Raw genomic sequence first — 14,195 nt, 5'->3', positions numbered from 1 at the left:
GGCGTCGGTTGGGGGTTATGCGATGATACGTCCATCGATCTACTCCTTTGTTTTGGTATGTTGAGACTCGAGTTCTCATATCTTCTAACATATACAAAACAAAGGTTTAGATCAATTTTCAAAACTCGCAACCAGTTCATAGCTTTTCAGAAAATGATTTCCATTGGGTGTTCAAGCTTCAGCTTATGAAAACCGTTCGGTCACAGGACTGAAGTTTTTGATAGAAGTTGAGTTATTCCGTCTGTAGACTGATTCAATTTTAAGCGTTCTGAGGCCATTTCGCGTCTCTCAGTTTACGGATTCGTTTTTCCCAGGTGCTCAACACATATTTGTGGTATTCATCCAAATTGGCGGGAAGCTCCTTATCTCTCTGCTGCTGAATCAGAAGATCAATCTCGGTGGTGAAATAATTGAAGCTTTTGATGGGCTGTTTGGCGGTGTTGCCCAGCAGTTTTTTGTCAATGGTGGCAATGAAGGCAATCTCGATCAATCGGATGTCGGTATCGTTATAGCGGACTCCTTCACGATCATCACGGCGTGTCCATTTCCGATTTGTGTAAAGTTCGAAGCGCATGATGATATCTTCATGTGTCTTAAATATCATCATGTCATCATGGGACGTCTGGACGTCTAAGGTTAGGTTTAAAATTTTAGACGTCTCGATATTTGGAAGACTGAAAAAATACTCTGTCAGGCGAGTATAGAATTCTTGAAATTCAAGATTGTGTTTATAACAAAAGTCTTTTACTTGCTTAGAATAAGCTGTGGGAAGCCGTAATGTATGTCGAGAAAGATCCCTGGCCCGATACGATTTTTCATAATCAATTGGGTTTGGGTTTTTTAGACGTCTATAGGTTTGAGTATTAGACGTCTGGTTGGTTGAATCTGTAGACGTCTGGACGTCTAACGTATTCGAATCATTAGACGTCTGGACGTCTACAGGTTCTGTTAGACGTCTAAGGGTTTGATCCTCCTGACGGTTAAAAAGTTCGGCGAGTGGATGTGGTTCTTTATGCTGCCGGCGGGCTAACGGGTTGTCACCAAAAACCTTGCGTGGTTGCCGAAGGACTTTTTCAACTTTTTTTTCTTTCCTGGTTGCCATATCACTTCACCTTTCGCAGTTGCTTTCTAAATTCCAGCCTTTGCAACACTTCAGAAGCCAGTTCTTCAAATTGCTGAACAGCCCTGGTGACATTGACTCCATCATAAGGAAACCGCTGGATGGGAACATGATGCGAAGGAGCTTCATTCAACCGGGTATTAACCGTGATGATGGTCTGAAACAACTTTCCACCTAATTGCGGGTGTGACCTGATCGCTTGAAATGCTTCTTTGCTGGCATTGGTTCGAGTGTCATACAGTGTGACCAAAACACCCAGAACGGAAATCGTTTCCCAACTTGGTAATTCGGCTAAGGTGTCAAGCAGGTCGCCAACGCCTTCCAACGCCAGATATGAAGCGGAGACCGGGATAAGAATATGCGAGGCCGCTTTGACAGCCCCCGCAAAAATCTGTCCAAGATGTGGAGGCGTGTCAACGATGACCACATCATAGATGGAACCAACTTCACAGATGGCATTTGTCAGTCGGTCAATGGAAAGGGCGGGTTGAACCTCAAACCGAGAAAGGCCAATGGTGGAAGGCAGTAAATCCAGCCCTGGGAGGATCGTTTCGTACAATGCCTCGCGCACCTGCAGGAACGGCAGTTTTTGCTTTCCGTCGCTACGACTGCAAACAACCTCTGTGAGTGAGCTGGTTATTTCTTCACGGTTATAGACGCTTGTGGTCGCATTGGCTTGCGGATCACAATCCACCAGAAGAACCTTCAGACCACTTTCAGCGAGAGACGCAGCCAGGTTAACCGCAGTCGTGGTTTTGCCAACCCCACCTTTCTGGTTGGCAATGGTGATGATATTTCGAACTGGCATGGGATTGCTCCAGTGGTAAACGGAAGTGGTTAGACTGGATCGGAAGGGTTTGTTGGTGTTTCGGCTGGAGGCCGTTCTTTGGAAACTTCTGATTTATAGGTAGAAAGTAAATCTTCAAGAATGGCACTTGCGCTTTTGTGTTTATCAATAGAGTGCTTTCTGAGCCATTCCCAAAGGTTACCGTTGAGATAGATGGTTACTCGGTGTTTTTCATTCATATAAATACCCTGGTAGAGAGTTTAACCATAATGACGTAATAATGTCAGGTAAAAGATTTCCATGGGAGGTTATAAAAAGTCAAGAAATAGTCAGTATAGCCATGACTTTTTAGATAAATATTCTTGATTATGATAATTGATTCTAAAGGGGTTATGAGTCATTTTTCACAGAAACATCATCTGAAAGGTTATAGCTGTTCACAACCTCTTGCCTTTAGCTCAACCAGAAAATTGAAGAACTTGAGATCGTAGAGACCTATAGCCCCTGGATCACTTAACCATCAGGCAGGTTTTTATGGCAAATGACGAAGACTTCCTCGGCCAATTTCCTCCTGGGAGCATTGAACGTGAATATCACGGTACGCTTCTCGGCCTTATCAATGAGATTGATTTTCCTGGGTCTCAAGAAGTTGGGCTGGCACTCTTGAGGTTCTTACAAGTCGCTGATTTTACGGTTGGGAATGTTGATACAACGATTCATCCGGCGGCAGGTTCACTGTATGAAAATGCAGCACTTGTCGCCTGGCTTTTTCATACCGTTGAGTCTGAACCTATTTCTTGGATTGCTAGCTACCAAAGTACAGGAGGGGGTGGTTACTCAACACTGGTTTCAGTTTTGGGTTGATCAGTTTCGCCGCCATCACAATGTAACTTCGCTGAAAGTGTAGTATGGCTTTATTGACAGGTTGAAAATGCAGAATCCATTCAAGAAAAAGGATTTGTTTTCTGTGTATTCCCTATATTTCTGTAGTTTCTTACGCTGAAAAGCTGTCTCTTTTAATCAAACTGGACAAACTCAGGTTTGCATTCAGTTTTGTTTTGAGACCATGCAACTACCTCAGGAATCAATTTCTTCACCAGTTCAACATATCGGGCCGGAGCGGCCAGCAATTCGCTTTTTCGAATGCGTTCGGTGGCGGTGTGGGCATCGTGAATTGAGCCAGGGCCAAACAACAGTGGTTTCCCCCAGTTGGTCAAAAGCGGAATGTCAGTGGTAAATGCCGCAATCGAAGTCGGAAAGCCTTCAATCACTTCAATGATGACTGGTTCGCATTCAAAGAGATATTCAATGGCTGCCTGTTGACCAACTACCGATTCAAGGTGTTGTTTCAGATGGGCAATACTGGTCACAACTCGAAAGATCAAATGTGCTTCGGCCTGTGGAGCAATCACATTTGGCGCCACGCCCCCCTGGAGTTCGCCAATATTCAATGTCGTGGCTCCCAATCGCGAACAGGTCGGCCAGTCTGTCTGACGAAGCGTTTGCAGTATATCAAGCAGTTTATGAATCGCAGACTCGCCACGTTCCGGGTAGGCCGAATGCCCGGCCACGCCTCGGGTTTTGAGTTTGAACCGCAGTGCGCCTTTTGAACCAGTCGCCAGTGTGGATTCGGTTGGCTCTCCGTTGATTAAAAACCGTGAAACGTTTGGGATGTCATTGGCCCGCCGGGCGCCGATGCTGCCGTGTTCTTCACCGACGACAAACAGCAGGCCAAAGCCTTTGATTCCTTGAGCCTGGAGCTGCTGGGCGGCGACAATCATCGCGGCCATGATGCCTTTGGCGTCACAGGCCCCGCGTCCGTACACAAATTCTTCGTCTTCCGACCAGCCAAAAAATGGCGGCACCGTGTCGGTATGTGTGGACATCACCACTGCCGGTTCGCCCAGCCAGGCATAGATGTTCGGGCGGTCAAATTCGGCTTCCTGCAAAATGACCTGAAAGCCAAGCCGGTCAAGGAGCGTCGCGGTATATTCAGCAACCTGCCGTTCATCGCCGCTCACCGATGGAATTTCAATCAAGGTTCTGGTCAGTTCCAATACATCGAGCATAGAAAGAGTTGAGAATGAAGAAAGTGATTAGTGGTTAGTGGTTAGTGATTAGAAATCAATCGCAGTGACGAACCCGACTCTCATCCTGTCCCTTCTGTCCTTTCTGTCCTTTGGTTCGGGCTCAATGAACCAGATCAAAAACCAAACCCGATTCATCGTGACTGGTGAAGTCGTGCCAGCCCTTGCTTGAGTCGGCTCAATCCTTCGCGCAGGTTCTGCGGCTGACCGCCAAACGACAACCTGAGGAATCCGGTGGATTGTGTTCCAAAGGCGCTTCCTGGAACGGTAATCACACATTCTTTGAGCAATTCCACCGCCACCTGAACATCATCGCCAAGTGCCGACACGTCAACCAGTCCGTAAAAGGCGCCCTGTCCAATTGCGAATGGCACATCCATTTGGGCTAATCCGGTCTGCAAAATCTGGCGCCGCTGCTGAAGGGTTTCTCTGATTTCCTGAACTGCTGCCAGCCCTGCCGGAGTAAAAGCCGCAAGCGCCGCCCGTTGCGACAGGGTTGAAGCACAGGTCGTCACGTACTGGTGCATCACGGTCACGGCGCGCACAACGTCTTTGGGCCCCGCGGCCCAGCCAAGTCGCCAGCCAGTCATTCCGAGCATTTTGGAAAGACTCGACACGACGAGTGTTCCGTCGTAAACCTCAGCCAGTGACGGAGGCGCCTGGTCGGCATAGATTTCGCGGTAAACTTCGTCGGTAATGGCCAGAATTCGGTGGCGAGAAAGCCGGTCTGCGACAAATTGCCAGTCTTCGCGTGAAAAAACGGTGCCAGTTGGATTCGAAGGCGAATTAAAAATCACCAGCCTGGTTCGTGGCGAAAGAGAGGCGGCAAAAGCTTCGCGGTCAAAGGCAAACCCGGAAACTGCTGGAAGTGGGTAGGTCTTTATGTATCCTCCTGCCAGTCGAACCAGCGTCAGATATGCCAGAAACCCAGGATCCGGAATCAGAACTTCGTCTCCCGGATTGACCAGCGCCATCAGTGCCGTATAGAGCGCTTCCTGGGCGCCGCTCGTCACACAGACATTGTCTCGACCATAACCCACCTGTGTGATTGAAGCCTGATAGGCAGCAATGACTTCTCGGACTTCTCCCAGCCCGGCATTGGGTGTGTATCCAAGCCGGTCACCAGCCAGTGCCGCTTCGGTGGCTTTGCGAATAACTTCCGGTAAGGGAACGTCTGGCTCACCCAGCCCAAGGTTGATTGAACCAGCGGGCGCCTGATCATAAATCTGTCGCAACACGCTGAGTTGAATGGCATTGACGCGTCGGGCTAGTGATGGCGAAATTGGTGAAAATATGGGCATGGTTTTGGGAAAAGGACAGAAAAGACAAAAAAGGAAATAAATCGAAAAACCCGGAACCCGGAACCCGGAACCCGGAACCCGGAACCCGGAACCCGGACAAGATGACAAGGTGACCAATGACAGGGTGACCACGTGACAAGGGATTTTTTTCATCCCTCATCCTTCATCCCTCATCCCTTGAAAGAACCCGGAACCCGGAACCCGGAAACCCAAAATCACCTCAACAACTCCTCAAAGGTCACCGCCGCATCGGTTTTCTCATCGCGGTATTTCACAATCAGCGGTGTCTGGATTGAAAGTCCCTGCTCGACGCCCCAGCCTTTCGTGATAGCTCGCGCTCCGGGAATGACCACCGCGCCTTCCGGAATTTCCAACGGTTGAGTGGGTTGTTTCTGGAGGATTCGCTGGCGTACCAGATCAAACACCGGGGTTGAACCAGTCAACACAACCCCGGCACCAAGAATGGCCCGGCGCCGAACAATCGTTCCTTCATAAATGCCGGTGTTTCCACCCACCAGCACGTCGTCTTCAATGATGACCGGGAGTTCTCCGACTGGTTCAAGGACACCACCGATTTGGGCACCAGCCGAGAGATGCACCCGTTTTCCAATCTGGGCGCAGGAACCGACGAGCGCATGGGAATCCACCATGGTTCCTTCATCAACGTAGGCGCCGACATTGATATACATTGGCGGCATACAAATCACGCCGCGTCCAACATAGGCGCCTTCCCGAATCACCGACCCACCCGGAACAAGCCGCACATCGTCAGTGAGTTGCAACGGTTTTGGAGGAAACGTGTGTTTATCAAAAAAGCGAATCTGTGAATTGACCGAAAAGTCTTTCAGTTGCCCAAGCTGAAATCCAAGCAAAATCCCGCGTTTGACCCAGAGGTTGACCTTCCATCGGTCGCCTTTGGGTTCCGCCGCACGAATCCGCCCAGCATTGAGTTCGACTTTAAAGGTGTTGAACAGCCGATGATGCGCCTCCGAATAGGTTTCCGGAGGCTGTTCGAAAAGTTCGTTGATGCGGTCTTTAAGTGTCATGAGTAGTGAGTAGCGAGATAGCGAGTAGCGAGTAGTCAGAAAGAGTGAGTAGCGAGATAGCGAGATAGCGAGTCGCCAGAAAAGTGAGTAGCGAGATAGCGAGTCGCGAGGAGTCAATCCAGAAAAGTGAGTTGTGAGATAGCGAGTCGCGAGGAGTCAATTCAGAAAAGTGAGTTGTGAGGAACGAAGAGCGAGGAGTCAGATATAACGTCTAGGACCATTTAAAATGTTTTATTTCTTTAATTTAACCTGTTGTGAACGCGTTCACAAATAGCTTCCCTGGCCGTCCTAAGCGAAACGAATCTCGCTACCTCATACCCACTCTTTCTGACTCCTCGCGACTCGCTCTATTTTGCTCCTCGCTTGCTCAGGCCCGATGCTCAACCAGGCCGAGTTCACGCAAAAGGGTTCGCAGACGTTCGCGGGTTGACGGATGGACTGGAACCAGCGGCAGGCGCAACACTTCCTGGATGAGTCCAAAGTGGGCCAGCACGGCTTTGACCGGTCCGGGGTTGGTTTCGAGAAAATTGGCTTTCATCAACGGCAGTAAATGACGGTGGAGCGTGCGCGCATCGTCAAACCGGCCTTCGAGGCTGGCGTGGACGAGTTGTGACGTCAACAACGGCAGTTCGTTGGAAATCACCGAAATCACACCGTGCCCGCCAAGTGCAATCACTGGCAACGTCAGCGAATCATCCCCGGAAAACACCAGGAAGTTTGACGGCACACGGGTCAGGATTTCAGAAATTTGGGAAATATCACCCGAGGCTTCTTTGATTCCGACAATGTTTGGGATTTCAGCCAGTCGGGCAACCGTGTCTGGAAACAGGTTGACGTTGGTTCGGGGCGGTACATTGTAGACAATAATCGGCAGGCTCGTGGCTTCGGCAACCGCCCGATAATGCTGGAACAGGCCCTCCTGAGTTGGTTTGTTGTAGTAGGGCGTAACTGACAACAACGCCTGAGCCCCAAGTTTTTCAAATTGTTTGGCCAGCTTGATGACTTTGGCGGTGTTGTTTCCACCTGCCCCGGCCACGACCGGCACCCGGCCTGCCGTGGTTTGGACAACGATATCCACCAGGCGGGAGATTTCTTCGTCGCTTAAAGTCGCGCTCTCGCCAGTAGTCCCGCCTGGCACTAAAAAGTCAACGTGGTTGTTTATTTGAAACTCGACGAGTCGGCGCACGGCTGGTTCGTCCAGTTGGAAATCTTTGGTAAAGGGTGTGACCAGGGCGGTTCCGACGCCGCTTAGTTGAAGCTTTAAATCATTGCTCATACTTATACCATGTCAGGGTTCAGGGTTCAGGGTTCAGGGTTCAGGGATAATAGGTTCAATTGATTCCCCTTCGAGATGTGCCGTTTTAGTCTTTGGCTGGGATACTGAATTGGTGATTCAACTGGTCATCAATCAACGTTGAAAATTCGAACACGCCTTGTTTTCCAGCAATCCAGCGTGCGGCCAGCAGCGCCCCGTCGGCAAATCCGGTTCGCTGGCGTGCGGTGTGGACCAGTTCAACGGTGTCAAATTCCGAATCAAACCCAACCCGGTGCGTTCCTGGGATAAACCCGGCACGGAGGCTGGTGGTTGGAACTTCCCGCTTGAACGGTTCACTGACGAGTTGTTGAAAGCGAATCGCCGTTCCAGAGGGCGCATCTTTTTTAAATTGGTGGTGGGCTTCGACAATGTAGGGCTGGTGTGTCTCGAAGGCACTGAACAGTTCAGCCGCAAATTGAGCGATCCGAAACGACAGTTGCACGCCAAGACTGAAATTCGGGCTGTAAATCAACCCGAGTCCATGCGAATTGACCAGCCGACGAACTTCTGGAAGCTGAGCGTTCCAGCCGGTGGTGCCAATCACCAGATTGAGACCAAGTTCAATCGCGAGATTGAGATGTGAGCCAATGGCGTCAGCGTGCGAAAAATCAATCGCGACTTTGGCTTTTCCGGGTTCACCGGAAATTTCGTGGCGGGTGACACTTCCAACAACGTGAAACCCCCGTTCGGCAGCCAGTCTCCGAATCTCGTGACCCATTTTCCCATCGCCAAATAAAACTATATTCATAGTCAGTAGTCAGTAGTCAGTAGTCAGACCAGTTTGTAGTTAGTAGATCGTAGTCAGTAGTTCACTAACTTCAATTGATTGAATTGCTTGACCGTTTTCTAATACGATTATTCCATTCCAAAATGGTATCGGTAGTTCGCTCAGTTTGGTTCATTGAATTATCTGACCATCCTTAAAATAGGAGATGGTCCTTCCCGAAATGTCTCAGAGCTTTCTTCATAGTCGTTACAAAGAAGACGAGCAATGCAAAGCCCGGGCACAGGCAATGTAAGTCACTTAGAGAATAGTCAAATAGTTCAATCAAATAAACTTAGTGAACTACTGACTACTGACTACTGACTACAAACTGGTATAATTTTGAAGGGGAAGAGAAGAAAGCGTGGCGCTTAGGCCCGACAGCAGCAGCAACAACAGAAATCAAGGGAGAGGTAGAGCGCCGAAGAAATGGCGTTGAATCGGTCTGAACCATCCAGCGTTCCCATCACAAAACACTGGATGGGCTCAAACGCAAGGACGAAACCACTTGTGTGAGGAGATGGTGTTCGTTGTGTCATTGTGAATTGCACTATGTAACCGTGAGAGAGTTTCTATTAGGGTAAAAGCACCATACCAGGAGTTGTTTTGACTGTCAATATAGCGGAGAAGATGAAAATATAATGACAGTATCTGGTTTTCCTGGAATCAAGCCAGACCAGATGAATGCGCAAACCATTTGCAGATGATTCACAGGGATTGCTATATTCGCGGCCTTATTTCGCATTCTTTTTGATGTAAAGCCATTCGAGTGACCGATGGCGGCCTTGTTGAACCACGCTATAGGAATTATGAATTACGAATTATGAATTATGATTGAGCAAGCGACTTGATTTTCAATCAAATAGCTGGTTCATAATTCATAGCTCACCCCTCATAATGAGCATACGTCGTGAAAAACAGACCGTAGGCACTTTTCGAATGGCTTTTTGTGTTTTCACACCACCGCATTTTTGATCTTGAGAGGGTCCTATGAGCACTGCAAACACCACTACCGGCCAGATTACGGCTTTTTTGAAACACCACTTTCGGCATTTTAATGCGGCCAGCCTGATTGACGCCGCCGAAGCCTATCAACGCCACCTGGATCAGGGTGGAAAGATGATGGTCACGCTCGCTGGCGCGATGAGTTCGGCGGAACTCGGTATTTCGCTGGCGGAAATGATTCGCCAGGATAAAATCCACATCATTTCCTGTACTGGCGCCAATCTTGAAGAAGACCTCTTTAACCTGGTGGCACACAATTATTATGAGCGCGTGCCGCATTATCGCGATCTCACCCCGCAGGATGAACTGGCGCTCCTCGAACGCCACATGAACCGCGTCACCGATACCTGCATTCCGGAAATGGAAGCCATGCGCCGCCTCGAAACCGCCATGGTTGATGAATGGACACGTGCCGACCAGGCCGGAGAACGCTATTTCCCGCATGAATTTATGTATCGGGTTCTGAAATCGGGCGCCCTGGAACAGTATTACCAGATTGATACAAAGGATTCCTGGATGATGGCAGCGATGGAAAAGAATCTGCCAATGGTGGTTCCAGGCTGGGAAGATTCAACCATGGGCAATATGTATGCCGGGCACTGCATTACGGGCGATGTGAAAAACGTCCACACGGTGCGCACCGGGATTGAGTACATGATTGAACTGGCGGACTACTACACCACCACTTCAGCCGATCATTCAATTGGATTCTTCCAGATTGGCGGCGGTATCGCAGGCGATTTCCCAATTTGCGTGGTGCCGATGCTGCACCAGGATTTGCAGCGCACGGGTGTCCCGGTGTGGGGCTATTTCTGCCAGATCAGTGATTCGACAACCAGTTATGGCTCTTATTCAGGCGCTGTTCCCAACGAAAAAATCACCTGGGGCAAGCTCGGGGTTGATACGCCGAAATACATCATCGAATCAGACGCCTCAATTGTCGCCCCGCTGATGTTTGCCATGATTTTAGGGCAGTAGCAAACCAAAGTGAGTAGTGAGTAGCGAGTAGCGAGTAGGAGGATAAAACAATTCCGAGGATGTTGTTGAATTCGGCTGGGACTAATTAAAGTATTTATTTTCAAATACTTAAATCGTTGTGAACGCGTTCACAAAATGAGCAAAGAGAAGCCAGTTGTCAATCCAGGTTGAGAAGGTAGTTGATCATAAAATTGTTTGACTGGATATGTTTGATCCCTCAATCTTATGCTGATTCCTTACCACTCAGGCTGGCTGACTTTTTGTTCCTTGCTTCTCTGGATTGACTACTCGCTACTCACTTCAATTCGCTATTTCACTCACTTGTATGGCACACCAGATCACCAGTTCTCAGTTTTTGAGACGAGCGATGGCCGCGCTTGTCGGCCTGTGCGTGTGGGGAGTTGGGTGTGGGCTGGTCACACCTGCCCTGGCTGGAATTGCTCATCCGACGCGGTTTGAGCGGCTCACCATTGAACAGGGGATGCCGTCCAACTGGGTGCGGGCATTGCACCAGGATACCCACGGGTTTTTGTGGGTCGGCACACAGGATGGGCTGGCCCGCTATGATGGATACAACTTCACCATTTTTCGGGCCAATCCAGGTGATTCGACTTCGCTGTCTGACAATGCCGTTTGGGATTTGCAGGAGGACCAGTCCGGAAGGCTGTGGGTTGCCACCAGCGGTGGATTGAACCTCTTTCTCCCAGATCAAGAAACCTTCATTCAGTATCAACACCAGCCGCACCAGGCCACCAGTTTAAGCCACAATATTGTCAATACATTGTTTGTTGATCGGTTGGGCCAGCTTTGGGTTGGTACCAATGACGGATTAAATCGGTTTGATGTGGCCAGCGGCCAGTTTGTCCGGTTCAATTTGAATGAGCCTGGAAGTGACCTGGCGGCTCGAAACCGAATAACGGCCATCACCCAGGCTGGTCCCGATTCGCTCTGGGTTGGGACTGGGGACGGACTCCTCGAATTTAGCCCAGACACCAGTCGCTTTCGGTCATTTCGCCATGACCCGGCACGCCCTGGGAGTTTAGGTGCCAGGGAGGTTCGTTCGCTCCTGGTTGATCGTTCGGGGCAACTCTGGGTTGGGACACTCGGTGGTGGGTTAAATCTCTACCACCCTGAAACCAGTACCTTTGAAGCCTTTTTGTTTTCACCCAACGAGGAAGGAAACAATGTCTCCTGCATTCTGGAAGACAGTCTTGGGCAAATCTGGATCACGTCGTACCTGCGCAGTATTGAAGGTGGCCTGCATCGTTTTCATCGAGCGACAAAACAGTTTGAATCGTTTGCCTATGATCCGAAAAATCCGTACAGCCTGAGCTGGAATTTTGGCACGACGCTGCTGGAAGACGCCTCGGGACTGCTCTGGATTGGCACATCGCGTGGGCTCAATAAATATGATTTGCGCGCCAAAAGCTTTACCAGTTTTTTGCTTCACCCGGAAAACCCGTTTGATTTGGGTGACAATTATTATGCCGTGGAAATTGATTCGCGCGGCGATGTATGGCTTGGGACGGATAGCCCGGTCTTGCATCAGGTCAATCTCAAAACCGGTGATGTCAAAACATATGAGGGGAATGGGACGGTGGCTGGACTTGGGGAGACGACCGGATTTTATTCGATTGTCGAAGACCGACGCGGAATGATCTGGTTTGGGACGGCAACTCGTGGCTTGTTACAATACGATCCTCAAAAGAAGTCTTTTCGGGCGTTCTCACACGATCCAAAAAATCCAAACTCCATCAGTTCAAACTATGTTGGTCGAATCCTGGAAGATCCATCTGGTGATTTATGGGTTGGGACTGACCAGGGCTTAAATCGGTTTAACCCGCAAACCGGGCAATTCACGCAAGTGGCGGCTGAATTTGCTGTGCCTGGGGCGACAGGGGCATTTTCTGTTTCAGCCTTATGGCGTGACCGTCAGGGGCAGCTTTGGGTTGGTACGGGGCCAACCATCAGCACCAATGCCGGCGGCGGCGCCGGGTTGCTCCGGCTCAACCCTCAAACCGGTGCGGTGGTTGCTTTTCGACATGAAAACCAGGATCCGGCCAGCTTATCAAGTGACATCATCACTTCGATTGTCGAAGACCGAAGCGGAACACTCTGGGTGGGGACATCAAACGGCTTCAATCGGTTTGTGCCTGATCAGCAAAAATTTGTCCGATACACGGAAAAAAATGGACTCCCGGCGCCCTATGTGCTGGAGATCTTGCCAGATCCAACTGGGAATCTCTGGATCAGTTTTCATTTTGCTCTGGCGAAATTTGAACCCGCGACAGGAACCTTTCACATCTATAACAGCAAAGATGGAATTCAAACCCGGCGGTTCAATATCGGATGTGCCTTTGAAGCACCGGATGGTCAGTTTTATCTGGGCGGAGTTGGCGGCATTACCCGATTCTGGCCAGACAAAATCAAAGACAATCCTGAAATTCCACCCGTCCGACTGACTGCTTTCCGCAAATTTGACAAAGTCACCCGGCTCAATGCTTCGCTGTGTACGCTGCAAGAAATCGAACTGAATTATTGGGAAACGGTCTTCGGGTTTGAATTTTCGGCACTGAATTACCGGTCAGCCGAGAAAAATCAATATGCCTATCAGTTGGTCAATTTCGATGCCGATTGGGTGTACTGTGGAAATCGCCGCTTTGTCAATTACACCAATCTCAACCCTGGTGAGTACATTTTTCGCGTCAAAGGATCAAACAATGATGGAGTTTGGAACGATGTCGGCCAGTCCATTCGGGTCCGGATTATTCCTCCGCCCTGGCGGACGTGGTGGGCTTATGGGCTCTATGTGCTTGGATTCAGCGCTGGCCTGTGGGGTGTCGTGCAATTTCAAACCAGCAAGGTGAAGTCGCGCGCTCATCTCAAAGAAGTTCATCTACGGGCGAAAACGGCTGAAAGCGAAGCTGAAGTTTCACGAGCGAAAGCCGAGGCAGCGGTCAATCTGGCCCGGGCGATTGAGGCCGAGCGCCAACGGCAGGCCCAGGAACTGGAAGAAGCCCGTCAGTTGCAGCTTTCGATGCTTCCGCGCACCATTCCAAACCTCCCAGATCTCGCAATTTCGGTTTATATGAAAACGGCCACCGAAGTTGGTGGTGATTATTATGACTTCCATCTGGCAGATGACCAGACCCTGTCAGTGGTGATCGGAGATGCCACGGGTCACGGGTTGCGCGCCGGGATGATGGTGACCGCAACCAAAAGTTTGTTTGGGACGCTGGCCCAGGAACCTGATTTGCCGCAGTTGCTCTCGCGGATGTCCCAGGCGCTCAAGCGATTGAATTTGAAAACGCTGTACATGGCGCTGACCGTGCTCAGGATCAAGGGGAATCGGGTCACGCTCGGGGCCGCCGGGATGCCTCCGGCACTGGTGTATCGCGCTCATACCGGCCAGATTGAAGATATTGAAATCGAAGGGCTTCCGCTCGGGAGTTTTATCCAGTTTCCATATCAAACCGCTGAATTTACCCTCGATCCAGAGGACATGGTTGTGCTGATGAGCGATGGATTTCCAGAGCAACTCAATCCGACTGAAGAAGTTTTTGGCTATGGACGAATGCGGGAAATTTTGGAGGCTTCACCTGCCCAATCCCCGCAGGATGTGATTTCCCGGTTGATTCAAACCGGTGAAGCCTGGGCCCGAGGCGTTCCCCAGGCTGATGATATGACGTTTGTGGTGATTCAATACCAGCCGGTTCGAGCAGTCAGACAATCCTCTTCAGTCCGGGTCGAAACGGTGTCAGGCTGAAAAAACCAGCCCCAAGCCCTGGTTTTT

At 50.0% G+C, this 14,195-nt stretch carries 11 protein-coding genes; 3 read left to right on the top strand and 8 right to left on the bottom strand.

Annotated features, from left to right (window positions below; translation table 11 throughout):
• Window positions 1-259: 259 nt before the first annotated feature.
• The 3 genes from HY774_22935 to HY774_22925 form a co-directional block, all read right to left on the bottom strand.
• Complete coding sequence (locus tag HY774_22935) at window positions 260-574, bottom strand: hypothetical protein (GenBank protein MBI4751344.1); 315 nt, start codon at window positions 572-574, stop codon at window positions 260-262.
• A gap of 529 nt (window positions 575-1,103) precedes the next feature.
• Window positions 1,104-1,928, bottom strand: coding sequence for a ParA family protein (locus HY774_22930; protein MBI4751343.1), 825 nt, complete (start codon window positions 1,926-1,928; stop codon window positions 1,104-1,106).
• Window positions 1,929-1,957: 29 nt separating this feature from the next.
• The gene (locus HY774_22925) at window positions 1,958-2,146 is read right to left on the bottom strand and encodes a hypothetical protein (GenBank protein MBI4751342.1); all 189 of its coding nucleotides are present in this window, start codon (window positions 2,144-2,146) and stop codon (window positions 1,958-1,960) included.
• A gap of 295 nt (window positions 2,147-2,441) precedes the next feature.
• Between HY774_22925 and HY774_22920 the strand changes: the two genes are divergently transcribed.
• Complete coding sequence (locus tag HY774_22920; GenBank protein MBI4751341.1) at window positions 2,442-2,771, top strand: hypothetical protein; 330 nt, start codon at window positions 2,442-2,444, stop codon at window positions 2,769-2,771.
• Between the two features lie 152 nt (window positions 2,772-2,923).
• Here HY774_22920 and HY774_22915 read toward each other — a convergent pair whose 3' ends face one another.
• The 5 genes from HY774_22915 to HY774_22895 form a co-directional block, all read right to left on the bottom strand.
• The gene (locus tag HY774_22915; GenBank protein MBI4751340.1) at window positions 2,924-3,976 is read right to left on the bottom strand and encodes a M20/M25/M40 family metallo-hydrolase; all 1,053 of its coding nucleotides are present in this window, start codon (window positions 3,974-3,976) and stop codon (window positions 2,924-2,926) included.
• 152 nt (window positions 3,977-4,128) lie between these two features.
• Window positions 4,129-5,295: an aminotransferase class I/II-fold pyridoxal phosphate-dependent enzyme gene (locus HY774_22910; GenBank protein MBI4751339.1), complete on the bottom strand. Its 1,167-nt coding sequence runs from the start codon at window positions 5,293-5,295 to the stop codon at window positions 4,129-4,131.
• Between the two features lie 215 nt (window positions 5,296-5,510).
• Window positions 5,511-6,341: a 2,3,4,5-tetrahydropyridine-2,6-dicarboxylate N-succinyltransferase gene (locus tag HY774_22905; protein MBI4751338.1), complete on the bottom strand. Its 831-nt coding sequence runs from the start codon at window positions 6,339-6,341 to the stop codon at window positions 5,511-5,513.
• A 367-nt stretch (window positions 6,342-6,708) separates the two neighbouring features.
• On the bottom strand, window positions 6,709-7,617 hold the full coding sequence (locus HY774_22900; GenBank protein ID MBI4751337.1) for a 4-hydroxy-tetrahydrodipicolinate synthase: 909 nt from the start codon (window positions 7,615-7,617) through the stop codon (window positions 6,709-6,711).
• Between the two features lie 85 nt (window positions 7,618-7,702).
• Window positions 7,703-8,404 carry a dihydrodipicolinate reductase gene (locus HY774_22895; GenBank protein ID MBI4751336.1) on the bottom strand — a complete coding sequence of 234 codons (702 nt, stop codon included), beginning with the start codon at window positions 8,402-8,404 and terminating at the stop codon, window positions 7,703-7,705.
• Window positions 8,405-9,409: 1,005 nt separating this feature from the next.
• On the opposite strand from HY774_22895, the gene HY774_22890 reads away from it, so the two are divergent.
• Both HY774_22890 and HY774_22885 read left to right on the top strand, forming a co-directional pair.
• A complete protein-coding gene (locus tag HY774_22890) occupies window positions 9,410-10,402 on the top strand; it encodes a deoxyhypusine synthase family protein (protein MBI4751335.1) in 993 nt (330 codons plus the stop codon).
• Between the two features lie 325 nt (window positions 10,403-10,727).
• Complete coding sequence (locus HY774_22885; GenBank protein ID MBI4751334.1) at window positions 10,728-14,168, top strand: SpoIIE family protein phosphatase; 3,441 nt, start codon at window positions 10,728-10,730, stop codon at window positions 14,166-14,168.
• The last annotated feature ends 27 nt before the right edge of the window (window positions 14,169-14,195 follow it).

Source organism: Acidobacteriota bacterium (assembly GCA_016208495.1).
Lineage (GTDB): Bacteria > Acidobacteriota > Blastocatellia > Chloracidobacteriales > Chloracidobacteriaceae > JACQXX01.
The sequence above is the reverse complement of the archived record's forward strand: the minus strand, read 5'-3'. Positions and strand labels throughout refer to the sequence as shown.

What these genes read in the sequence shown, in the direction of transcription:
- HY774_22925 (MBI4751342.1), bottom strand. Translation starts at nt 2,146, where the DNA reads ATGAATGAAAAACACCGAGTAACCATCTATCTCAACGGTAACCTTTGG.
- HY774_22935 (MBI4751344.1), bottom strand. Translation starts at nt 574, where the DNA reads ATGCGCTTCGAACTTTACACAAATCGGAAATGGACACGCCGTGATGAT.
- HY774_22900 (MBI4751337.1), bottom strand. Translation starts at nt 7,617, where the DNA reads ATGAGCAATGATTTAAAGCTTCAACTAAGCGGCGTCGGAACCGCCCTG.
- HY774_22890 (MBI4751335.1), top strand. Translation starts at nt 9,410, where the DNA reads ATGAGCACTGCAAACACCACTACCGGCCAGATTACGGCTTTTTTGAAA.
- HY774_22920 (MBI4751341.1), top strand. Translation starts at nt 2,442, where the DNA reads ATGGCAAATGACGAAGACTTCCTCGGCCAATTTCCTCCTGGGAGCATT.
- HY774_22915 (MBI4751340.1), bottom strand. Translation starts at nt 3,976, where the DNA reads ATGCTCGATGTATTGGAACTGACCAGAACCTTGATTGAAATTCCATCG.
- HY774_22930 (MBI4751343.1), bottom strand. Translation starts at nt 1,928, where the DNA reads ATGCCAGTTCGAAATATCATCACCATTGCCAACCAGAAAGGTGGGGTT.
- HY774_22910 (MBI4751339.1), bottom strand. Translation starts at nt 5,295, where the DNA reads ATGCCCATATTTTCACCAATTTCGCCATCACTAGCCCGACGCGTCAAT.
- HY774_22905 (MBI4751338.1), bottom strand. Translation starts at nt 6,341, where the DNA reads ATGACACTTAAAGACCGCATCAACGAACTTTTCGAACAGCCTCCGGAA.
- HY774_22895 (MBI4751336.1), bottom strand. Translation starts at nt 8,404, where the DNA reads ATGAATATAGTTTTATTTGGCGATGGGAAAATGGGTCACGAGATTCGG.
- HY774_22885 (MBI4751334.1), top strand. Translation starts at nt 10,728, where the DNA reads ATGGCACACCAGATCACCAGTTCTCAGTTTTTGAGACGAGCGATGGCC.